The organism is Corynebacterium sp. HMSC071B10 (assembly GCF_001814825.1).
Lineage (GTDB): Bacteria > Actinomycetota > Actinomycetes > Mycobacteriales > Mycobacteriaceae > Corynebacterium.
In genome coordinates this window covers 80,924-102,427 of sequence record NZ_KV818004.1, presented here as the reverse complement: position 1 = coordinate 102,427, position 21,504 = coordinate 80,924, and the positions used below count along the sequence as shown (strand labels likewise).

The 21,504-nt window shown below is 63.2% G+C and carries 22 protein-coding genes and 1 pseudogene; 14 read left to right on the top strand and 9 right to left on the bottom strand.

Going from position 1 to position 21,504, the window contains the following annotated elements; genetic code table 11:
- Nucleotides 1–198: 198 nt before the first annotated feature.
- Nucleotides 199–387, bottom strand: a pseudogene (locus HMPREF2990_RS12415) (IS256 family transposase); the annotation flags it as partial.
- A gap of 123 nt (nucleotides 388–510) precedes the next feature.
- Complete coding sequence (locus tag HMPREF2990_RS05260) at nucleotides 511–822, bottom strand: transposase family protein (protein ID WP_007000757.1); 312 nt, start codon at nucleotides 820–822, stop codon at nucleotides 511–513.
- A 232-nt stretch (nucleotides 823–1,054) separates the two neighbouring features.
- On the opposite strand from HMPREF2990_RS05260, the gene HMPREF2990_RS05255 reads away from it, so the two are divergent.
- Complete coding sequence (locus HMPREF2990_RS05255; RefSeq protein WP_038592207.1) at nucleotides 1,055–1,453, top strand: SHOCT domain-containing protein; 399 nt, start codon at nucleotides 1,055–1,057, stop codon at nucleotides 1,451–1,453.
- 382 nt (nucleotides 1,454–1,835) lie between these two features.
- Here HMPREF2990_RS05255 and HMPREF2990_RS05250 read toward each other — a convergent pair whose 3' ends face one another.
- The 3 genes from HMPREF2990_RS05250 to putP are packed head-to-tail and all read right to left on the bottom strand — an operon-like array spanning nucleotide 1,836 to nucleotide 4,572.
- Entirely contained in the window at nucleotides 1,836–2,318 is a 483-nt protein-coding gene (locus tag HMPREF2990_RS05250; RefSeq protein ID WP_070763012.1) for a DUF2269 domain-containing protein, read from the bottom strand.
- A gap of 40 nt (nucleotides 2,319–2,358) precedes the next feature.
- Nucleotides 2,359–2,973: an HNH endonuclease family protein gene (locus HMPREF2990_RS05245; RefSeq protein ID WP_070763011.1), complete on the bottom strand. Its 615-nt coding sequence runs from the start codon at nucleotides 2,971–2,973 to the stop codon at nucleotides 2,359–2,361.
- A 36-nt stretch (nucleotides 2,974–3,009) separates the two neighbouring features.
- On the bottom strand, nucleotides 3,010–4,572 hold the full coding sequence (gene putP, locus HMPREF2990_RS05240) for a sodium/proline symporter PutP (protein WP_070763010.1): 1,563 nt from the start codon (nucleotides 4,570–4,572) through the stop codon (nucleotides 3,010–3,012).
- Between the two features lie 125 nt (nucleotides 4,573–4,697).
- On the opposite strand from putP, the gene HMPREF2990_RS05235 reads away from it, so the two are divergent.
- From HMPREF2990_RS05235 to HMPREF2990_RS05210, 6 genes are all read left to right on the top strand, one after another.
- The gene (locus tag HMPREF2990_RS05235; RefSeq protein ID WP_070763009.1) at nucleotides 4,698–7,787 is read left to right on the top strand and encodes a DEAD/DEAH box helicase; all 3,090 of its coding nucleotides are present in this window, start codon (nucleotides 4,698–4,700) and stop codon (nucleotides 7,785–7,787) included.
- Nucleotides 7,787–8,602 carry an SWIM zinc finger family protein gene (locus HMPREF2990_RS05230; RefSeq protein WP_070763008.1) on the top strand — a complete coding sequence of 272 codons (816 nt, stop codon included), beginning with the start codon at nucleotides 7,787–7,789 and terminating at the stop codon, nucleotides 8,600–8,602. The genes HMPREF2990_RS05235 and HMPREF2990_RS05230 overlap by 1 nt, the downstream gene beginning before the upstream one ends.
- Before the next feature lie 58 nt (nucleotides 8,603–8,660).
- Nucleotides 8,661–9,812: a metallophosphoesterase family protein gene (locus HMPREF2990_RS05225; protein WP_070763007.1), complete on the top strand. Its 1,152-nt coding sequence runs from the start codon at nucleotides 8,661–8,663 to the stop codon at nucleotides 9,810–9,812.
- A gap of 3 nt (nucleotides 9,813–9,815) precedes the next feature.
- Nucleotides 9,816–12,476, top strand: coding sequence for an AAA family ATPase (locus HMPREF2990_RS05220; protein WP_070763006.1), 2,661 nt, complete (start codon nucleotides 9,816–9,818; stop codon nucleotides 12,474–12,476).
- Nucleotides 12,477–12,535: 59 nt separating this feature from the next.
- Nucleotides 12,536–13,036, top strand: coding sequence for a MarR family winged helix-turn-helix transcriptional regulator (locus HMPREF2990_RS05215; RefSeq protein ID WP_038589845.1), 501 nt, complete (start codon nucleotides 12,536–12,538; stop codon nucleotides 13,034–13,036).
- Between the two features lie 111 nt (nucleotides 13,037–13,147).
- A complete protein-coding gene (locus HMPREF2990_RS05210) occupies nucleotides 13,148–13,366 on the top strand; it encodes a PspC domain-containing protein (RefSeq protein WP_038589848.1) in 219 nt (72 codons plus the stop codon).
- A 54-nt stretch (nucleotides 13,367–13,420) separates the two neighbouring features.
- Here the strand turns inward: HMPREF2990_RS05210 and HMPREF2990_RS05205 are convergent, their stop codons facing one another.
- Nucleotides 13,421–13,921 carry a hypothetical protein gene (locus HMPREF2990_RS05205; RefSeq protein WP_141757805.1) on the bottom strand — a complete coding sequence of 167 codons (501 nt, stop codon included), beginning with the start codon at nucleotides 13,919–13,921 and terminating at the stop codon, nucleotides 13,421–13,423.
- Between the two features lie 205 nt (nucleotides 13,922–14,126).
- On the opposite strand from HMPREF2990_RS05205, the gene HMPREF2990_RS05200 reads away from it, so the two are divergent.
- Together HMPREF2990_RS05200 and HMPREF2990_RS05195 are read left to right on the top strand one after the other, a co-directional pair.
- The gene (locus tag HMPREF2990_RS05200) at nucleotides 14,127–14,504 is read left to right on the top strand and encodes a hypothetical protein (RefSeq protein ID WP_038589851.1); all 378 of its coding nucleotides are present in this window, start codon (nucleotides 14,127–14,129) and stop codon (nucleotides 14,502–14,504) included.
- 269 nt (nucleotides 14,505–14,773) lie between these two features.
- Nucleotides 14,774–15,673, top strand: a complete 900-nt coding sequence (locus HMPREF2990_RS05195) for a hypothetical protein (protein WP_141757804.1) — start codon at nucleotides 14,774–14,776, stop codon at nucleotides 15,671–15,673.
- Nucleotides 15,674–15,891: 218 nt separating this feature from the next.
- Here the strand turns inward: HMPREF2990_RS05195 and HMPREF2990_RS05190 are convergent, their stop codons facing one another.
- Nucleotides 15,892–16,239: an ArsR/SmtB family transcription factor gene (locus HMPREF2990_RS05190; protein ID WP_070763005.1), complete on the bottom strand. Its 348-nt coding sequence runs from the start codon at nucleotides 16,237–16,239 to the stop codon at nucleotides 15,892–15,894.
- 82 nt (nucleotides 16,240–16,321) lie between these two features.
- Here HMPREF2990_RS05190 and arsB point away from each other — a divergent pair, with 82 nt between their 5' ends.
- On the top strand, nucleotides 16,322–17,401 hold the full coding sequence (gene arsB / locus HMPREF2990_RS05185; protein WP_038589861.1) for an ACR3 family arsenite efflux transporter: 1,080 nt from the start codon (nucleotides 16,322–16,324) through the stop codon (nucleotides 17,399–17,401).
- A gap of 9 nt (nucleotides 17,402–17,410) precedes the next feature.
- Entirely contained in the window at nucleotides 17,411–17,818 is a 408-nt protein-coding gene (locus HMPREF2990_RS05180) for an arsenate-mycothiol transferase ArsC (RefSeq protein ID WP_038589864.1), read from the top strand.
- Nucleotides 17,819–18,001: 183 nt separating this feature from the next.
- Here HMPREF2990_RS05180 and HMPREF2990_RS05175 read toward each other — a convergent pair whose 3' ends face one another.
- Entirely contained in the window at nucleotides 18,002–18,604 is a 603-nt protein-coding gene (locus HMPREF2990_RS05175; protein ID WP_070763004.1) for a TetR/AcrR family transcriptional regulator, read from the bottom strand.
- A gap of 89 nt (nucleotides 18,605–18,693) precedes the next feature.
- Between HMPREF2990_RS05175 and HMPREF2990_RS05170 the strand changes: the two genes are divergently transcribed.
- Nucleotides 18,694–19,698 (top strand): ABC transporter permease, encoded by a 1,005-nt coding sequence (locus tag HMPREF2990_RS05170; RefSeq protein ID WP_070763003.1) that lies wholly within the window; start codon nucleotides 18,694–18,696, stop codon nucleotides 19,696–19,698.
- 68 nt (nucleotides 19,699–19,766) lie between these two features.
- Nucleotides 19,767–20,186: a VOC family protein gene (locus HMPREF2990_RS05165; protein WP_038589870.1), complete on the top strand. Its 420-nt coding sequence runs from the start codon at nucleotides 19,767–19,769 to the stop codon at nucleotides 20,184–20,186.
- 31 nt (nucleotides 20,187–20,217) lie between these two features.
- Here HMPREF2990_RS05165 and HMPREF2990_RS05160 read toward each other — a convergent pair whose 3' ends face one another.
- Nucleotides 20,218–20,703 carry an ATP-binding cassette domain-containing protein gene (locus HMPREF2990_RS05160; protein WP_083317018.1) on the bottom strand — a complete coding sequence of 162 codons (486 nt, stop codon included), beginning with the start codon at nucleotides 20,701–20,703 and terminating at the stop codon, nucleotides 20,218–20,220.
- 38 nt (nucleotides 20,704–20,741) lie between these two features.
- On the opposite strand from HMPREF2990_RS05160, the gene HMPREF2990_RS05155 reads away from it, so the two are divergent.
- The gene (locus HMPREF2990_RS05155) at nucleotides 20,742–21,362 is read left to right on the top strand and encodes a TetR/AcrR family transcriptional regulator (protein WP_197697020.1); all 621 of its coding nucleotides are present in this window, start codon (nucleotides 20,742–20,744) and stop codon (nucleotides 21,360–21,362) included.
- Nucleotides 21,363–21,504 lie beyond the last annotated feature (142 nt).

Here is a 21,504-nt window from a genome sequence, read left to right as displayed (position 1 = left end):
GTCTAAATGGAGCTAGCTCCTTTTGGGAAGATCGATGACACGCGACCTGGGCTTTTACAACCGGCCCGAGTCCAAATGGAGCTAGCTCCATTTGGACCCGACCGCTCACCCCAAATCCGCAATATGGTCACAGGTGTGCAGGGTTAAGTAGCAAAATGTGTGTCCGGTCGGCGTGTCGTCGGTCGGACACTTTTTGTGCTATTTCATGGGGCCTTTTCTGATTCGTATCGAGTGGTTGTATTCGGTTGGGATAGCGTTGTCGTAGAAGGCTGGTCGTCCTGTTTCTTGGTCGGCTTTGTTGTGGTCTTCTTCGGCAAGATCGTTGACTTTGGCGAGTTGGTCTTGTCCGAAATTGCACTGCCTGGCGATCGTGAGTGGATCGTCAGGTCCGTCTAAGAGTCTCACGCGGGTGCAACGGTGAGGGGTGTAGAGAACGCACGGTGGGCGGTTGCGAATAAGTGACCACGCTGGCAGCCGAGAGGTACGAGCGATGAAAGATCAGCTCGAGCATTAGCGAACGTACTGACGTCGCTTTATTAGGTGTACTGACCGGGTACGTTGCGGGCACGCCGGTTCGGCGCACCGCCACAGCCGCTTGCGCCACACCAGCAGCACCGGCCGCCCCGCCGAGGGGATGTCACGCACCAGATGCTCACGCCGGCCGCGGGCCACCGCGACCACCCCGCACCGCGGGCACCCGGTCACCGACTCGGAGGTCTCCACCAACAGCTCCAGCTCACCGCCGTACTCACCGGCGGCAAGCACCACCAACCCCGAGATGCCGAGCATCGCAGCGGGCAGGACGGTAGCCTCAACACTCACCTGGGACTCCTCTCGATCCGTTGCTTGGTCGCTACGAATCGTGGAGTCCCAGGTCCGTCTTCACCAGCCCAACCCGGTCAGCGCGTCGCAACCCGGCTACCACGCTTGGTGAGGAAGATCTGCTAACGTGGTTCGGCGACGGCCCGGGCACGTCCTTGTTCCTAACCGTCGTGCGCTGGGGTCCGCGTGGACCGCTCGGCCAGCGTCCATCCAGTCAGGAGGCAGTCAGCAGATGTTCGACGACAACGGCTCATTCCTACTCGCCATGTTCGAGTTCTTCATCTTCTTCGCATGGTTCATGTCCCTGTGGTGGATCTTCGGAGATCTCTTCCGCAGCAAGGACCTCGGCGGCTTCGCGAAGGCGCTGTGGGTGGTGTTCATCGTCGCGCTGCCGTTCATCGGAATGCTCGCGTACCTGCTTGTTCGAGGTCGGGGGATGACCGACCGCGCGGCCGAGGCGCACCAGGAGCTCCAGCAGCGGCAGGAGGAGTACATCAAGTCCGTCGCCGGCGGCTCCGCCGGATCGAGCCCGACCGATGAGATCGCCTCGGCGAAGGCCCTTCTCGACTCGGGAGCGATTACCCAGCAGGAGTTCGACCAGATCAAGGCAAGGGCGCTCTCCTCGGTCTGACCCTGGTCCGCTCACTCGCCAGCCGCAGCGTCGCGGTCCGAGGGCGAAGAAGTACCGTTCTAATGACAACACCCCGCAGGGAAACCTGCGGGGTTATTTTTGGGTTAAGGGTCAAAAAGGGGTGTGCAGACCATCAGCAGGCGGCCAGTCAGCGAAGCACACATCGATGCGAGGGCGGTCTCCGTTCGGTTTTCGCTCAGCGAGATCTCGAATCTCGACAGGCAGCAGCCGCCCGCGGTGGTCAGGCCACACCACCTGCACCAAACCCGCAGGTGACAGCGTCAATAGTGATTTTTACTCCCAAAAAGTGAACTCGCGCAGCAGTTTATGCACTAAAAAGCCCCGCACCGGGTAGTGCGGGGCTGAAAGCGTAAGCGGCGCGTTAGGCCGGGGCCGGCAGGAACATCAGGATGAAGGTGAGCAGCCACAGCAGGTTGAAGATGCCAGCGCCTGCGGCGGCCTTCGCCTTGGCCTTTTCGAAGTTCGACGCGGCGTCGGATGCGTCGCCGTCGGCGGGGGAGAGTGCGCCGAGCGAGCCCATGATGGCGCGCTGCTGGGGGATGACCATGAAGAAGAGCAGGCCCCACGCGATCACAGACAGGATGATCGCGGTGTGGAGGAAGTAGTTGGTCTTGTATGCGCCCCAGTCGGTGGCCATGACCAGCCCGCCGAGCAGCGGGACCAGGACGGAGAGCATGCCGTAGGTATTCGTCACCTTGTGCAGCACGGAGGCGCGGCCGGTGGCCTCCTCGCTACCGGTGCGGGCCTCGACGGCATGCTTGGGGAACATGGAGGTGGACACGACGACGGGGCCGAGCAGGATGATCGCTGCGACCACGTGCAGAGCAGTGAAAAAGGTAACCATGCTGCACCACCTTACGGCAAGCGGGCAATATCGTCACAGTTCACATGGCGCGAGCGCCAAGAAGACCGGCAATGCCGCCGCAGGCCCGGCGCATCTCGCGTAGATCGGCGCGTGGAAGCGGAAGCTCGTAGGTGCGGGCGACATCGGCAAGCCGGTGCGCGTAGGCGCAGCGCTGCGCGCGTTTGGACGGCATCCATTCGCTGGGCAGCTGGTCGGATTTTTGCTGGTTGGCGGCGGCCGCGACGACGACGAGGTTGAGCGGGTCGTTGGCAAAAGCTTCGCGGCGAGACTGGTCCCACGCGTGGGCACCTAAGTCCCAGGCGGCGGAAAGGGGAAGGACGTGGTCTAACTCCACGTCAGAAGGGGTGATGGGCTCGCCGGTATAGGGCCCGGCAACGGGCGCGTCGCGCGGGGCGGGGCAGCTGCCCGGGGTTTCGGCAACAACATGGGAAGCGCCGAAGGTGGCGGTGAGGGCTGCTTGGCGGGTGGTGCAACCGTCGGCAAGCGGGGCCCAGCCGGTGCCGAAGGCATCGCGGCTGTAGCCGAGCACCGTGGCGCGCGGCGGGCCCGCGCTGACGCCGAAGTGGCTGCGTGGGGTGGGGAAGGGGACGATGAGAAGTGTGGCAACGCTTAAGAGAACAAGAAAAGTGCGCATGCATCGTTAGACGCATGCGCACGTGCCGCGGTTCCCTTAGTTTTTGCGCTCGATGGCTTCGAGCGACTCGTGGAAGTTCGCCTCGGGGTGGGCGAAGGCGTAGTTGGTGACGGCGACTGCGGTGTCGAACTCCTCGGCCACGCCCGGCTTGGGCTTGGTGGCCAGGGAGACGAGCACCATGGCGATGGTGGCGAAGAGGACGCCCGGGACGATCTCGTAGATCATGCCGGAGAGCGCGTCGACGGAGCCCCACACGAAGACGGTGACGGCACCGACGATCATGCCGGCGATCGCGCCCGGTGCGGTGAGCCTGCGCCAGTAGAGCGACGCGACGATCACGGGGCCGAAGGCGGCACCGAAGCCGGCCCAAGCGAAGCCGACCAGCCCCAGGATGGTGTCCGAGGGGTTAAACGCCATGAGCATGGCGATCAACGCGATGACCACGACCATGGTGCGGGAGGCGACCAGCAGGGTGGTCTGGCTGGCTTCCTTGCGGAAGATGCGGAAGAGGTCTTCCACCAGCGCGGACGAGGTGACCAGCAGCTGCGAGGACATGGTGGACATAATTGCGGCGAGCACGGCGGTGAGCACCAGGCCGGCGATGAGCGGGTGGAACAGGATGCGCGCCAGGTCCAGGAAGATGGTTTCGAAGCCTTCCTGGTCGGTCACGGAGTGGGTGGTCTGGGAGAAGAACAGGGTACCGACCAAGGCGGTGAAGATCGCGCCGAGGAAGCAGAAGCTGACCCAGATGATGCCGGAGCGGCGCGCGGCGGTGGCCTCAGAGGGCGAGCGCAGCGCCATGAAGCGGGTGACAATGTGGGGCTGGCCGAAGTAGCCCAGGCCCCAGGCGATGTTGCCGATGATGGTGGCGGCAGACACACCGGCGACCATGTTGAAGAAGTTGGGGTTGCCCTCCGGCCACGGGCCGTAGGAGTGGTCGGTGGCATAGGAGAAGAGCTCGCCCGGGTTGTCCACGGCGATCAGCGCCATGATCGGGACGGTGATCAGGGCGAGGAACATCAGCACGCCCTGCACCACATCCGTGTAAGAGACGGCCAGGAAGCCGCCGATGAAGGTGTAGAGCACCGTAATAGAGCCGACGATCAGCATGCCGACGAGGTACTCGCCGCCGAAGGTGGACTCGTAGTAGCGGCCGCCGGAGACCATGCCTGAGGAGACGTAGAACGTGAAGAAGAAGATGATGATCAGCGAGGCGACGACGCGCAGCACGCGCGAGGAGTCGCGGGTCCGGTTCTCAAAGAAGCTAGGCAGCGTGATCGAGTCGTTGGAGACTTCGGTGTAGGCGCGCAGGCGCGGGGCGACCCACTTCCAGTTGCACCAGGAACCGATGAGCAGGCCGATGGCGATCCACAGCTCGCTCATGCCGGACACGAACAGCGCGCCGGGCAGGCCCATGAGCAGCCAGCCGGACATGTCGGAGGCGCCGGCGGAGAGTCCGGCGACGAAGGGGTGGAGGCCGCGGTCGCCGAGCACGTAGTCATCGTACTTCTGCGTCTGGAGCCAGGAGTAGAATCCGATTGCGACCATGACGCCGAAGTAGAGCACGATGGCGACGACAAGCCAGAAGCTGTCAGACATCTGCATCTCCTTGGGGTAATAGTGTGAATTGCATTACAGGAACCGTAGTGTAACAGGGCTACCGGATACATGTGGGCGGGATCCAATCGGATGCGAAGAAATTTCGAGGTGGTATAAGGGTGGGTATGCCTCAATACCTGCTCCACGGACTTTGGTTGCCGGAGTCCGGGCTCAACATCTGGGTTGAGCAGGTCTCCGGTCACAGGGTGCTCACCTTCGCGGATGTGCCTGATGGCACCTTTCCGCGGCTGGTCACGGAGCTTTTGGCGGGCAATCACTTCCGCGGCCGCGCACCGATCACGCTGCAAACCCCGAAGGGCAAGCAGGTCACGCTGCGCGCGCCAACGGCCACGTTCTCGCCGACGCGCACCGTCGCGGCCTTAGAAAAGCTTTCGCTTCTCGACGATGACCAGCGCGCCACCCTCGCACCCGATCTCAAGTGGCTCATCCACGCATATCAAGGGCTGGAGCAGTTCGTGCGCGCCGGGCGCGTGACCATTCACGTGCCGAAGCGGGATGCGCACTTCTACGCGCAGTTCAAGCTGGGCACCGGTGTGAAAGAGCGCGGGTGGCTGGCGCAGATGGTGGCTGCGGCGCCGGGGGTGATTGTGCTCAATGACCCGAATATCAGCGAGGATCTGGCGCAGACGCTTACCCACTGGATCGCCACCGAGCGGCTGCACGCGATGGGGGTCCCGGCGCGGGTGCGACCGTACCCGTGGCACGACTTTGTGGCCTCGCTGGTCTTCGGCACGCCGCTGCGCCGGGGTGGCGCGTCGTTGGTGTCCAAGATCAACGACTGGAGCGGCTCGATTACCGCGGCGAACCTGCAGCTGGTGTTCTTGGTCGAGGCACCTGACGACGAGCCAGATGATGCGGAGTCTGCCGAGTCCGCCGAATCCACCGGCGAGCTCACCTGGCCGGTGCGGGTGCAGGTGCGCGCGGGCACTGACGCGCCGCGGCCGGTGCGCCAGTCGGATTACGACGCGCAGACCGCGCAGACCTTGCGTGATACGTTGCAGCGCGCGATCGATGTCAGCGAGCTGGTGGATTACCGCCGCCACGGGGGTTTTCGCGACCTGCGCAGCGGCGATTGGGATTGCTACCTGTCGACTGAGGAGATCGTGCGCTTTGTGGAAACCGAAGCGTCGAAACTGCAGCAGGCCGGGTTTACCGTCATGCTGCCGAAGGCGTGGTCGCGCGCGGTGACCTCGGCGAAGCTGAAGGTGAGCAAGCCGGAGAACCCTTATGATTCCTCCACGGTGACCCGCATCGGCTTTGATCAGCTGGTGGAGTACGACTGGCGGATCTCGGTGGGGGATACCGAGCTGACCGAGGCGGAGATGAAGGAGCTGATCAACTCCAAGACCGGCCTGATCAAACTGCGCGGGGAGTGGGTGCTGGCCAACGGGAAGGACCTGTCGCGCACCCGCCAGTACATGAAGAAGCTGCAGCGCAGCGCGCTCGAGGAGGCCAAGGCTGCCGTCGAGCGGGCGGAAAATCTTGCCGAGCTCGCAGAGGCCGCGGGCTCCGACGATGCGGAAGCGCTGCGCGCGGCCGCAACGCAGGCCCAGCAGCGCTACGAGGAGCTGCTCAAAGACGAGGGTGAGGGTGTGGTCTCTGCGGCGGAGCTGCGCCAGCTCGCGCTTGAGTCGCTGACGGAAGAGCCGATCGAATTTACCGGCTCGACCTGGTTTACTTCGCTTCTCGGCGGGCAGGACCGCCCGGCCCCGGAGCGGGTGGAAATCCCGGACACGGTGCACGCGCACTTGCGCGAGTACCAGCGTCGCGGTGTGGATTGGCTCGACTTCATGTCGAGAAACAATCTTGGGGCCGTGCTTGCCGACGACATGGGGCTGGGCAAAACCCTCCAGCTGCTGGCCCTGCTCGCCGTCGAGCACGAGGCGGACCGTGTCCAGGGACCGACGCTGGTGGTCGCGCCGACCTCGGTGGTGGGCAACTGGGCGCGCGAGGCCGCCCGCTTCGTGCCCGATTTGGACGTGGTGGTCCACCACGGCAGCGGGCGCGCAAAGGGGATGGAGCTGGTGGAAAAGCTCTCGGGAGCGGACCTGGTGATTACTTCCTACGGCGTGGTGGGCCGCGATGCGCGCGAGCTTGCCTTGGTGGAGTGGGACCATGTGGTCTGTGATGAGGCGCAGGCGATTAAGAATTCGGGGACGCAGGCGTCGAAAAGCGTGCGGGCAATACCCGCAAGACACCGCATTGCGCTGACCGGCACCCCGATTGAAAATAAGCTGGCTGAGCTGCGCAGCCTGCTTGATTGGGTGAACCCGGGGATGCTGGGCTCGCAGGCGTTTTTCCGCAATCATTTCGCCAAGGCGATTGAGTCGCAGCGCGACGAGGAGCTGGCGGCGGAGATGGGGCAGCGGCTGCAGCGGCTGACCGCGCCGTTTATTCTGCGGCGGGTGAAGACGGATGCCGCGATCATTGATGACCTGCCGGAAAAGCGCGAGCACGTCATCGCCGTCGACATGACCGACGAGCAGGCAGCGCTGTATACCGCGCTGGTGGGCAGCACGAAGCAGGAGCTCGAGCGGCGCGAGGGGATGGCGCGGCGCGGGCTCGTCCTGGCCACGATCACGCGCATTAAGCAGGTGTGCAACCACCCCGCGCACTTTCTTGGCGACGGCTCGCCGGTCACCGTCAAGGGCAAGCAGCGCTCCGGCAAGGTAGCCAAGCTCATGGAACTGCTTTTTCAGGCCGTGGAGCAAGGCGAGCGGGTCCTGATCTTTACCCAGTACAAGGCCTTTGGTGACCTTTTGCAGCCCTACCTTTCCGAGCAGCTCGGCGAGGAGATTCCGTTTCTGCACGGCGGGGTGGGCAAGTCGGCGCGCGACGCGATGGTGGAACGTTTCCAGCGCGACGACGGGCCGCGCGCGATGCTTTTGAGCTTAAAGGCGGGCGGTACCGGGCTGAACCTCACGGCGGCGTCGGTGGTGGTGCACATGGACCGCTGGTGGAACCCGGCGGTGGAAAACCAGGCCACCGACCGCGCCTTTCGCATCGGGCAGCGCAAGGACGTGACCGTGTACAAGATGATTACCAAGGGCACGATGGAAGAGTCCATCCAGGACATTCTCGACGGCAAGATGCAGCTGGCCGGCACCGTCGTCGGCGAAGGCGAGGGTTGGATTACTGAGCTGGACACCGAGGATCTGTCGCGCCTGATCAGCTACCGAGGGAGGCAAGAGTAATGACAAAAAAGAAGCGCCCCCAAGAGGGCAATGTCATCTACGCCAACTTTGGGCAGCGCAAGCGCGTGTCCTCAGCGGCCGAGACCGGCGAGCGGGTGATGTCCGCGCGTGCGATGAACCAGCCCGCGATGCGGATGATCAACGCGGCGGTGCGGCAGACCGACCTCGGGCGTGCGACCCGCGGACGAGAGTACGCTGCCGGTGGACACGTGCATGACCTGCACTTTGACCGGGCACGGATTACGGCCTCGGTCGTGGGCAGCCAGAACTACCCGTTTGAGGTGTCGATCCTGCTGCCTTTCCGCTCCGCTGCTGAGGTCCGCGAGGCACTCGGGCGCCTCGCGCGCGAGGCCGGGGCGGTCGACCGTGCGCTCAAGGGCGATATCAACGACGAGGTGCTCGACGTGCTGCTCTTTGCGCAGCCGGAGGAGGTCTATTCTTCCTGCACCTGCCCGGACAGCGCGCTGGTGTGCAAGCACGTCGTTGCGGTGGCGGATCAGGCAGCGAAGAAGCTGGACGACACGCCCTCACTGGTCTTTAGCCTCCGGGACGTGACCGTCGCCGGCTTAGAGCAGGTCGTGCGCGAGGAAGCCGCCTCGATTGCGCACGAGAGCACGGTCCCAGGCTCCGAGTTCTTCTGGTCCGGGCGTAAGCTGCCCGATCTGCCGAACCCGAAGATCGCGCCGATGATTGAGGACTCTGACATGGACCTACTACAGGCCGCGATGCAGTCCATCTCTTTTACCAACATTGACCAAATGCGCGCGGTGGCCGACATTGAGGAGCTCTACGAGGACCTCACCCGCGAGGATTAGCACATAAGTTTGACAAATGGCGGGCGTGTGTCCGGCGTCCCTGGTAGATGTAAAGGACATGACAAAAACAACATTTATCCATAGCTCCGATCTGCAGATCGGGATGACGCGAAAGTTCTTAAGCCCGGAGGCGCAGTCGCGTTTCGACGAGGCGCGCGAGCGCTCTATCGACGCGCTCAGCACGCTCGCAGTCGAGCGGGGTGCCGCCTTTATCGTCATCGCCGGCGATGTGTTTGAGCACAACGCCCTAGAGAAGCGCACGCTCGGCCGCGCGCTCGAGGCACTGCGCCGCCTGCCTGTGCCCGTCTACTTACTCCCGGGCAACCACGACCCGTTGGTAGCCGATTCGGTCTTTCGCCACACCGAGGACATCCCCAATGTCACAGTGCTTGCCGACGAGGCGCCGGTCGAGGTCACCGCAGGAGTAGAGGTCGTCGGCGCGCCGCTTTTGACCAAGCACCCCTCCGAGGATCTCTGCGCGCGCGTGGTGCGCGGTCTTGAGCCCACCGACGACGTGCGCATTCTGGTCGGCCACGGCCAGGTTCAGGGCTTTGGCAAGGAAGACACTGAAGCGCTGATCCAGCTGGACGTCTTAGAAGACGCGTTGGACCGTGGGGTGGTCGACTATGTTGCGCTGGGGGATTCGCACTCGACCGCGTCTCTGGGTGCGAGCGGGAAGGTCTGGTTCTCTGGGGCGCCGGAGACCACCGATTATGCAGAACACACCGGCCCTGAGATCGGCGGCGAGGCCGACTCCGGCAACGCGCTGGTCGTGGAGATAGACAAACAGGACGGGCGCGCACAGGTGCAGGTGGATAAGGTCCGCACCGGCACCTGGACCTTTGATGCGCTGTTTTGGGAGGTCGCCGACGCAGACGACGTCGACGTCGTGATTGCCCAGCTGCGGGAGTACCCGGACAAGGACCGCACCGTGATTAAGTACACGCTCACCGGCACGCTCGGGTTAGAAGCTACCCGCACCTTGGAGCGGGAACTGGGCGAACTCGAGCCTGTCTTCGCAGCGCTGTACCCGCGCGAGCGGCTCATGGATCTTCACCTCGAACCCAGCCAGGACGAGCTGGACAACCTCCCGCTGACCGGTTTTGCCAACCAGGCCATGCACGAACTCATCGGCCAGGCCACCGCGGGTGATGCCACCGCCCGTGACGCGGTCAACCTTTTGTTCCGACTCTCCCAGGAGGCGAACTAGCCCATGCGTATCCACTCCCTGACCATCACGAACTTCCGCGCCATCGAGCACCTTGAGCTTAAAGAGCTGCCCGAGACCGGCGTGATCATCGTCCACGGCCCCAACGAGGCAGGCAAGTCCACCATCCTGGAAGGCATCGACCTGGTGCTCAACGAGCGCCACTCCGCCAAGGGCAAAAAGATTGCCAAGTACGCCCCGGCGAATAAGGACGTCGGCCCCGAGGTCGAACTCACCGCGACCGTGGGCGAGGTGGAATTCACCGTGCGCAAGCGCTGGCTGAAATCCGCGCAGGCGGAACTGACCGTGCGTGCGCCGCGCCGGGAGAATTTCACTGGCCGCAACGCCGACGACGAGCTCGCCCGCATCCTGGATGAGCACCTTGACCGCACGCTGATGGAGACGCTGTTCCTGCGCCAGGGCGAGCTCGACCCCGCAGTACAAGCAGCCGGCGTGCCCACGATCGCCACCGCGCTCGACGCAGGCGAGGGCGACGGCGATTCCGGGGTGGAGGACACCCAACTCATGCAGGACGTCGACGCGGAATACACCAAGTATTGGACCAACGCCGCGAACCCGAAGCCGAAGGCGGGCTTTAAAAAACTCACGACCGATGTGGAGCAGGCCCGCGAGGAATATGAGGCACGTGTAGCCGAGGTTGAGAGCCTGAGCCGCTACGTCGACGAAGTCGCCCGCCGCGAGGAAGAGATCGCCCAGGTCGACGCCGAACTGCCCGGAGCAGAGGAGGCGTTGGCAAAGCGCGTGCAGGAGGCCAAGGCGGCAGAAGAACTGGCGGAAAAGCTCGGGCAGGCGAACGCGAAGCGCGAGCAAGCCGCGCACGAGCGCAAACGCGCGACCCAGGATTTGGAAGCACGCACCGCGTTGGCCGAGCGCGTCGCGGTACTGCGCAAGGAGGAAGCAGACCTACGCACATCGCTGGAGCCCGCGCGTGAAGCCGCGGAAGACGAGGAGACGCAGGTCACGCAGCTGCGGGAGGGGCTCACCAAGGCAAAAGAAGCCGTGGCTGCGGCCCGCGCTGAAGTGAAAAAGGCCGAGCAGCGCCGCGATTTCGCGCGCGCCACGCAGCGGCATGCGACGGTGGAGGCGCACCTGAAGCGCGTCAAGGAGGCTGAGAAGGCCTACCGCGAAGCGCTCGATGCCACACCTGCAAAAGAGATCACGGACGCCGACGTGCGCGCGGCTGAGACCGCAGAAAACGAGGTCGCGCTGCAGCGCAAGTTACGCGACGCGGCCTCGTCCAAGGTGGAGCTTAGCGGTAAGGACGGCACGGTCACCGTCGACGGCGAGACGGTAGAAGTCCAAGCCACGGAGTCGGCGGAAATCAACGTCTTCGACGGCACCCGCATCGACATCGAAGGCTTTCAGCTGACCTACCGCGCCGCCCAAGGTGCCCAGGACCCGCGCGAGGCGGTCCGCGAGGCGGAAGCGGCGCTCGCCGAGCTGCTCGAGGCCGCCGGCTGCGAGAGCGTCGAAGAGCTGCGTGACCTGCGCGATGCGCACAAGGCGCAGGCCGCCGAAGTAGAGGCCGCGCGCCGCCGACGCGAGGACGTACTCGCCGGTGCCGACCGCGAGGAGCTCGCTTCGGAGCACGAGCGCCTGGCCGCGAGCATTGCAGAGCTCGCCGAGGCGCTGGGCGTGGATGACAAGGCTGAGAGCATCGACGAGGCGGACGCCGAAAACGCGGTCAGGGACGCCCACACCGCACTCGGCGCGGCCGAGCGCGAGGCGGAGCAGGCGGAGGCGGCTCTGAAACCTTACGCAGAGCTCAAAGCAGCAAAGGCACTCGCGGTGCTGGAGGCGCGGGTGGAGGCCAAGGCCACCGAGGCAGCAGGCGCGGACAAGGAGTTCGCCGCTGCGGAAGACGCGCAGCCGCGCGAGGCGCTCGAGGCCGCGCACAAGGAGGCGGAAGCCGCGCTTGAAACAGCGACGCAGGAGGCGGACACGCTCGCCGCCGCTGCTGACGAGGCCGACGTGGAGCTTGCCCACACATTGCTCGAGGCAGAGCAGGCGCGCGTGGCGAACATGCAGCAACGCAAGAACGAGGCGACCATCCGCATTACCGAGCTGCGTGGCCGCATCGAGCAAGCCACCGGTGCCGCCGAGCAGGCCGACAAGGCCGAGGCACGCCTGGAAAAGGCGGAGACCGAGCTTGACAAGGCCACCCGCCGCGCCGAGGCGATCAAGCTGCTGCGCACCACGCTCTATGCCTGCCGCGAGGAAGCGCGAGCGAAGTACACCGCGCCCTTCAACGCGGCCATCCGCAAGCGCGCCCGCGTGATCTACGGCAAGGACGTCGATTTCAACTTCGGCGAAGGGCTGCAGATTACGGATCGCTCGCTTGGCGACGTCACCGTGCCCCTCCAGTCCCTCTCCGGCGGCGCGAAAGAACAGCTCGCCCTACTCACACGCTTCGCCATCGCGGACCTAGTCACCGAAACCGGCGAGACCGCCCCGGTGCCCGTGGTGGTGGACGACGCGCTCGGAGCCACCGATCCAGAGCGACTTGCGCTGATGAATACGCTGTTTACCCAGGCGGGCAAGAACGCGCAGGTGCTCGTGCTGACGTGCTTCCCGCAGCGCTTCGACCGCGTCGCCGCGGCAAAGACGGTGCATATTGATGAGCTGAAGCATGCAGACGAGCAGTGAGAGGTTTTACCTAAGGCATTCATTTCAGGCACCGTGACACATCCACTAAGGTAAGTCGCATGACACTTGATCCTCGCTGGCTCAACGATGATGAGCAGGAACTCTGGCGGCTCATGCTCGCGGCGTCGAGAAAGATCTCGCGTGTAATCGACGACACGCTGCAGGCGGAATCTGACCTGTCTTCCTCGGAGTTCTCGGTGCTGGTGAGCCTGTCCGAGGCCGAGAATCACTCGCTGCGCCTGCGTGACCTCTGCGCGGTCTTGGACTGGGACCGCTCGCGGACTTCCCACCAGGTCACCCGGATGGAAAAGCGCGGGCTGGTGACCAAGGCGAAGAGCCCCGGGGATGCCCGCGGCGTGCTCGTGTGCCTGACCGACGAGGGGATGCGCAGGCTCGAGGCTGCGGCCCCGGAGCACGTAGAAAGCGTGCGTCGGCTTGTCTTCGATCACATGGACCCGGAGACCGCTGCGCCACTGCGCGCGTTTTTCACGAGCGTCTTGGGCGTGACCAATGTGCCGGGGCACGCGGATTACCGCGGCGCGCAGCCAATGAGCCCTTAGGGGTAAAAATCAGGGTAGATGTCCGGGCAAACCCCGTTGTCGCCGCTGGCGTTTTTCCGTTTAATGGGAACCGTACACAACAGCGGCACACAAAGAAGGGGAGTAACCGAGATGACCTACCAGAACTACAACCCGAACAACGCTCCGAAGCGCCTGACCCGCTCCACGACCGACAAGGTGATCGGCGGCGTCTGCGGCGGATTCGCCCAGTACTTCAACATCGACCCGGTGATCGTGCGTGTGATCGCAGTTTTCCTGCTCCTGTTTGGCATTTTCCCGATGTTCCTGGCCTACCTCGCGGCCTGGGCCATCATGCCGGCGGAGTTCTAGCGGGCACTACACAGACAGGGCCAGCCACGTGGATGTGGCTGGCCCTTTTGACGTTTATTGCGGGGGTTGGGGCTGGTACTCGACGATGTTGAGACGAGAGGTCCAGCCGCCGTAGTCGGTGACAGGACCAACGGAGACGTGGACTGAGTTGTCGTCGTATACGCCACAGCCCAGGTAGCGTTGATCGCTTCCGATCGCACAGGAAATCTCGTAAGTCTCCTTGGTGATGGGGCTGGCGACAGTGAGCTCAGCGCCGTAGGCACCATTTCTGTCTGGGCTGAGCTGCCTCCATCGGTACTCGGCGTTTATACCCGCCTCGTACATCGCGCCGGCAAACTCACATGAGGTTGCGTCCGCGGCGCTTAGCGTCATCCCGTCTGCCGTTGTGCCGCAGTCCCCGCCGATCTGGCCCGGGTTGATGGTGTAACCAGCATTTGGGGCAGGGGAGGCAGGTGCTTCTTCCTGTGTTTCCTCCTGCGGCTCCGTCTGCTGCTCGGACGGCGCCGGCTGGTCCGTGGCATCTGGTGAATTGGACTGGACCGTCGTTTGCGTCACCGTGATGGTTGCGGGTTGTTCTTGGGATTCTGTATCACCGCTGCATCCGCTCAAGATAAGGCAGGGGATTGCAACAAGCGAGAGGGCCGGGAGGATTCGCATAGTCTGAGCGTAGCGTACCTGCGAGCCGGTAGTTGTATGTGTTGGGCGTGTATACACTTGGCCCGTAGCGTACTGCTTAGTCTGCTAAGAGAAGGAGACCACATTGGCCAACGAAGAAGCAGAGCGCACGAACCGTAATACGCGCGGGGAGCTCGACATCGTAAAGCTCTCCTGGAATCACGATGAGGTGCGCCAGGGCGGATACGACGCTGATGCGCTGCAAGCAGCAATCGAGCAGCAGCTCAAGGATCACGACTGGACGCAGCTGCCTGCAGAAGTCAGCGTGAGCGATAACCCAGACCAGACGTGGACGATCTTCCTTCCCGCTTCTATGAGCCTTGCCACCTGGGTGGCGGATGCGAACCAGGCGAGGTGGGTCGAGTTCCTCATCTACATGGCGGAAACCTACCTGGATGGGGGCGAGGAGCACTACCGCTTCGACCTCACGTGGCTGATCGAAGCGGCGCTCCACGGCGCCTAAACCGCGGCAGATCCTAAAGATCGGCAATGTTAGCAAGACAACTCAGGAGCGCCCTCGGGGCAGGTATCCTGGCGGCATGTGCGTTTGGGGCTGCTTCGTGCACGGACGAGAGCGCTGCGCCCACGCCTGATTCCGCTTCGTGGCAGTGGGCTGGGATCGCTCGTGCTGTCTCCGCCGCTCCCTCCGCAGACAACCACAACTATGTGTTCGTAGCGAGCGCGGATGAGGCAGGATCCCTCGCGGAGCTTGCACCGGTGTACAACCCATCGATGCAAAGACTCGGCGAAGACTTTGTGGCTCCGGATAGGGACCAGCTGGTTGTTTTTGATTCGCAGTTCAAGAAACTCCACGTGAGGCCGATTGCGAATCTGGGACTGCCGACTCAGTCAACGTCAGCTGGATCGGCAAACGCCGAAACAGCAGTTTTCGTTTTCAACGAAAGCGGGAACTCGAGCGCGTACGCGAGCCGTATCGTCCTTGCCACCAAAGACGCGACAAGCGTGGTCACGCGTGATCTGCGGCCAGTTGCGCTGAGGGCGTGCGATGACAAGACCGCAGTCTGGATAGAACGCGATGAAGATGACGGCAGTGGACTCACACTTGTGCGGATGGGCGAAAGTGGGCTGCTGTCCGAAGCACTTATCGACGGCGACCCGTCCGGCGTCGTCGCATCGGAATTCTTCTCCGCCCTCGGATGCGGAGAAGAGCCCTCCTACATTGCGTTCCCCGATGGCTCCGGCGGCGCAGATGTATTTTCTGTCGATGGCGCTAGCACGGAGCCAGCTTTGCAGCACGAGGGGAAGCTGAAAACACTGCCCGCACCGGGACTCAACAGCTCTTCTCGCTACAGGCAAGGCAACGTGTCGTTTGTTTCTCACCGCGGCACCGTGACGGAAGTAGACCTGGTGAGCCAGGTTGCCAGGGAATCTGAGCCGCTCATTGGCGCGGATCGACGGGCCGTGTCTGTCACCATCGACGGTGAGCAAGCACATGTGGTCACTCAGCCGAGGGACGGTGCGGAAAGCCTACGCGTGCATTCCTTTTCGTTTGCAGATCCCCGCGTTGATGCGGAAGGGAAACGTCTTGCAAAGCTCAGCGAACTTGCGCACCGTGGGGCTTCGAGAGGGGCGTATGTGATCCCGATGTCGGTGTTTCCGTTTGATGGGTAGAGGCAACGTCCTCCTGCGAGGCTCCGGTTTGGGTCTTGCATGCATCGGGACCGAGGTGGAGGGTTTGGGCACGGCGACGTGCTCTTGGCCTGGGCGTGGTCATTCGGTGCTGCAACGCACGCATCCATAGCGACGTCTCTCCCGGTAAACCAACATGACCGAAGTCACGACATAGTTGATACTGCGTGCCGGGGAGAAGGGCCCTGATGGTAGACACCTCAGCCGATTTGCAGCACAGCGCGAAGTTCCTCGAACAGCTCCGGGCGCAGCCGGTGTATGACTGTCCTGCCCTGGCGGCTCTTTTCTAGGAGGCCGGCCTCGGTAAGCATTTTGAGGTGGTGGGAAACTGTCGGTTGGCTTAGCCCGGAGCGTTGCGTGAGTTCGCCCACGCTCATCGGCTCGCAGCCCTCTTCGGCGATTCTGGAGAGAAGTTGTAGTCGGCCGGGGTCCGCTAAAACTTTGAACAGGTCCGCGTAACGCGTCGCGTCGTCTTCGGAGAGCAAGCCGGAGCCCAGCGAGCAGCAGTCGAGGCCGGTGTTTTCTGTGGTGGCGACGTAATCGTTCATTCTTCCTACCTCGTCATATTGACAGTGATAAATATGCTGTTTAGTGTTCGTTTTGAATGCTGTCAATAGATAAGGATTCCAGATGGAAGACACAACCTCTCAGCCGGTAGAGCGTATGTCGTTTCTTGACCGCTTCCTGCCGGTGTGGATCATGCTCGCCATGGCGGCGGGCCTCGCCCTCGGCCGAGCGGTGCCGGGGCTTTCGGGCGCACTTGAGAGTCTCGAAGTCGGAAGCATCTCGCTTCCGATCGCGCTCGGCCTCCTGGTCATGATGTACCCGCCTTTGGCCAAGGTGCGCTACGACAAGACCCGCGAGATTGCCACCGACAAACGTCTCATGACCGTGTCCATCATCTTGAACTGGATTGTCGGCCCCGCGTTCATGTTCGCGCTCGCCTGGATCTTCCTGCCAGATGCCCCGGAGCTGCGCACCGGTTTGATCATCGTCGGTCTCGCCCGCTGCATCGCCATGGTGTTGGTGTGGTCCGACCTCGCCTGCGCTGACCGGGAAGCCACCGCAGTGCTGGTAGCTATCAACTCGGTGTTCCAGGTGGTCATGTTCGGCGTACTCGGCTGGTTCTACCTGCAAATCCTGCCTGCCTGGCTGGGGCTGGAAACCACCTCGGTGAAGTTCTCGTTCTGGGCGATCGTGTCCTCCGTGCTGGTCTTTTTGGGTATCCCGCTGTTGGCCGGGCTGCTGTCTCGCATTATCGGCGAGCGCACCAAGGGCCGCGACTGGTACGAAAACACCTTCCTGCCCCGGATCTCCCCACTCGCGCTGATCGGCCTGCTGTACACAATCGTCCTGCTTTTCTCGTTGCAAGGCGACCAGATCCTCTCCCAGCCGTGGACGGTGGCACGGGTGGCGATCCCGCTGCTGTGCTACTTCGTCGGCATGTTCGCTATTGCACTCTTGGTAGCCAAACTGTCCGGCATGGACTACGCCCAGTCGGCCTCGGTGGCGTTCACGGCTGCCGGCAACAACTTCGAGTTGGCCATCGCAGTGGCGATCGGCACGTTCGGCGCCACCTCCGCCCAGGCGCTGGCGGGCACCATCGGGCCGCTTATCGAGATCCCTATCCTCGTCGGCCTCGTCTACCTCATGCGTGGGATCGGCCCGAAACTGTTCCCGGGTGACCCAACCCTGCCCAAATTGTCCTAAGGAGACGTTATGAAGCCCTCAGTCTTGTTTGTGTGCGTCGGCAACGGCGGAAAGTCCCAGATGGCGGCGGCGCTCGCCGAGAAGCACGCGGGTAGCCAGCTCGGCATCCACTCCGCGGGCACCAAACCTGGCACGTCGCTGAACCAGGAATCGGTCGAGGCGATCGCAGAGGCCGGCGCCGACATGTCGCGCGGCACGCCCAAACCCATCGATCCGGAACTGCTGCGCAGCGTTGATCGCGTTGTGGTGCTCGGCGAAGACGCGCAGGTGGACATGCCCGACGACGCACGCGGCACGCTGGAGCGCTGGCGTACCGACGAACCCTCGCTCCGCGGCATCGAAGGCATGCAGCGCATGCGCCTCGTACGCGACGACATTGACGCCCGTGTGCGCTCGCTTATCGACGAACTCCTGTAACGGCCTTTAATACGCCGGAGTCATCGGGATGCGCTGCTTATTGCGGAACCGTGACGCCTGCATGCGTGCCGGCGACGTGCCGCGGTAGTGGGTGGTGGAGGGGGAGGTTGCGTACTTCGGATTGCTGGACGGTTTTCGGGAGCGTTGCTTCTCGATCCTCACACCGCCGCATTGTGGCACGAATTACACGATTGTGCTTTGTGAGTGGTTGCTTTGTGACCCTTCGGCCTGCGCCCGCAGCCCGTCGATAAACACGTCTACGAGCCACCCCCTGCTACGGGCGAACACCTCTTCTGCGATGGTTGGCAGCGGCCGCGACAGTGTGATGATGCCGAAATGGAAGTCTAGGACGTCGAGGTCGCCGGGGCACAGCCCGTACTTTTTCGCCTCCGTGAGGAGGGGACGGTAGAGGGCTTTTACCTTTTCTATCAGTATGTTTCGTTCCTCTTGGCCCATGTGGGGTGCGAACACGGGCAGGAATTCTTGGACGACGGCAGGGAAGCCGTTGTCCACCATCTCAGTGATGGCGCAGCGCCACGTCGCCTCGGGGGCGCCGGGGAGGCGGGGAACGTGCTTGTCTACGATCGCGCGCATCTTGTCGATGATGTTTTCCAGCACCGCGCGGTAGAGGTCATCCTTGGTAGGGAAGTGGCGGCTCGCGGTGGCAACACCCACCTCTGCTTCCTTCGCAATGGTGCGCAGCGAGACCTTCGGCCCCATCTGGGCAATGAGCGTCGTGGCCGCCTCTACAAGCGCTTTGTGGTTTTCAGCAGCATCTTTTCGCATATCCGGCACTTTACCCTTGACAACCGAAAAATGAAACAATATGATCCACTTCGTAAAAGCGAAACAGTCTGTTCCACTTGGAGGAAACGATGAGCACAACCGTGGTGCAACAGGAAACCGCCACCACCGATGGCAGCCGCATCAACAACACCAACAGCACCGTGAAAAAGACCATCGCCCTGATTTTGGGCCTGCCGATAATCCTCGGCCTCATGCTGTGGGCGTTTCTTGCGCCCACCTTCGCCTCCGGCCCGGACGGGGTGCCGGTGGCAGTGGCGGGGCCGGAGCCGGTCGTTGAGAAGCTGCGTGCTCAGGCGGAGCAGCAGGAGGAGCACCCGGACTTCGTCGTGGTGAGCTCACAGGACGAGGCTGAAGATATGGTGCGAAACCGCGACGCGGTCGGCGCGATCGCAATCGGGCAGGGCAGCGCCACGGTCTACACCGCTTCCGGTAACGGTGCACCGTACGTGCAGATGCTCAATGGCCTTGCCCAGAACATGCAGTCCTCCGGCATGCCGGTGGAGACCGAGGATCTCGCCCCCACGACCGAGGATGACCCGCAGGCCCAGGGCCTCGCGTTGCTCGGCCTGCCGCTCGCGTTCGGTGGCGTGATCTCCGGAATGCTTGCAACCGTGCTGCTTCGTGGCCGCAAGTGGTCGAAGGTCGCAGTCATCACGGGTGTGTCCATCCTCGGCGCGGGTGTTGCGGTTTGGATGCTGCACGGCATCTACGGCTCGCTCAGCGGCAGCGTGGGCATGGAGTGGCTGGCTATCGCTGCCGGCATCGCCGCAACCTCGTCGGTCACCGCCGGTCTTGGCGCACTTCTTGGCGTGCCGGGTGCTGGCCTCGGCGTGGTGCTGACCATCTTTGTGGCTAACCCGCTGGCCGGCCTGGCCACAGGCCCATGGCTGCTGCCGGCCGGCTGGTCCGCACTGGGCCAGCTCATGCCGATTGGTGCGACCGGCTACCTCGTGCGCTCGCTGAGCTTCTTCGACGGCGCGGACGCGCAGGGTTCCTGGATCGTCCTGTGCAGCTGGATCGTCGTTGGCCTGATTCTGCTGGCCTTCGACCGTTCGAAGGAGAAGACCGCGTAGGTTGTCTCCACCCAAACACCCGTCGAGCGTCGGCGGGTGTTTCTCATGTCCTGTTAGATTCGGCGCACATGGCAACGACGACACAGCTCTATGTTTCTTTCCCCGGCAACGCACGCGAGGTGCTGGAGTTCTACCAATCCGTCTTCGGCGGCGATCTTGAGCTGCTCACCTACGGCGAACAGCTGGATCAAGGGGTGAAGTTCCCCTTCGACCCGCCGTGCGAGGCTATCGCCCACGCCACGCTTACCGGTCCGTTTTCCATTTCGGGCGGAGACGACCTCGAGCGCAATGAAACCAGCCTCAACCGGGGCGACTTCGGCTTCACCGCGTACGTGGAGACGCCGGAGGAAGGTGAGGCGCTCTACGCAACGCTTGCCGACGACGGCGGCAACACCGTCATGCCCTTCGCCCTCGCGTCGTGGGGCGACCACTTCGGCGTGGTGGAGGACAAGTTCGGCGTGCGCTGGAACGTGACCAAGCAGGGGTAGGGCTGCTGACCACGTTCGAGGACACAAAGGACTAGTCGATAAGGGTGTTAGAGGGCATTTCCCCGTATCGCGCCGGTTGGGTGATTCCTTTCGCGAGCAACGGGTGGTTGTCCAATAGCGGCTCGATTGTGTCTTCTAGCCAGTTGGTCGAAATGCCTGAACGGGTAGCGACGTCGTCAAGAGCAACCCGCTTCCTTGGGAGCCGGTAGATGCTGCGGACGTAGTCGAGGTTCTCTTGGACAGTGAGGTCCTCGAACACGCTGGCAGCCTGGGTCGCGTATGTGACCCGGGTTCGCAGGCTGGGGTCGCCGGCGGGTTGGCCGAGCACGCGAACCTCTCCGCTCACGTTGGCTTGTGTCCCGACAATCATCCGCATGAGTGTCGTCTTACCTGACCCTGACGGCCCGACAAGGGCCGTCATTGACCCCTGGGGCAAAGTAAAGCTGGCGTTGTCGATGATCCGGGCCGAAGCCCGGTCCATCATCACCGCAGCGTTGTGAATGTCTGTATCTTGCATGCTTCGATCATCGGTCTGTTGGTGTTAGGCTGTCGAGTGTGGTGAATAAACGACAAGGGCGACCGCGCGGCGGATCGGATGCCCGTGAACGCATTGTTAGTGCAGCGCAGAAGAATTTTATCCTGTCTGGATATACAGGCGCGACGCTCCGCACCATCGCGCAAGAAGCTGGCGTTGATCATGCGCTGGTGAATTATTACTTCGGCACGAAGGAGAATCTGTTTAGCGAGGCGATGCTTGGAGGGTTCAGTCCTTCCGCGGTCTTCAAAACGGTGCGGTCCGCCGAAGGGGTGTCACTTGCGACGCTGCCGGCGATGCTTGCGCGCGCGTTTGTCGCGTTCTGCGAGACACCCCAGATCCAGCACACTGTGCTCCCTACCCTCCGTCTCGCGTTCGAAGACGAGGACACCCGAGCACTTGTCACCGGTTACATCGAGAGGGAAATCTTCGCAGAGGCGGAACAGCTCCTGCTTGACCTCAAGGAGCGGCAGAATCGACCCACAAAGGCGAGTGCCCACGAAGCCGTCATTGGCATTTCAACCGTGTTGCTTGGTGCACTCGTGTCGCGCTACCTCCTCCGGGCTGGGCCGCACGCAGCGATGTCGGTACGAGAATTCGGAGTGCTGTTGGAGCGGTTGCTCAGAGGCGCGCTGGGGTAGGAGAGGTGGGCCCTAAACGGAGCTAGCTCCATTTGGGGTAGGACGGCTTAGAAAAGCCCAGGTGGCGGTGATCCGCGTGACCTAAATGGAGCTAGCTCCAACTGGCTATCGCACCAACCCAACCAGCTGCGATGCTGAGGGA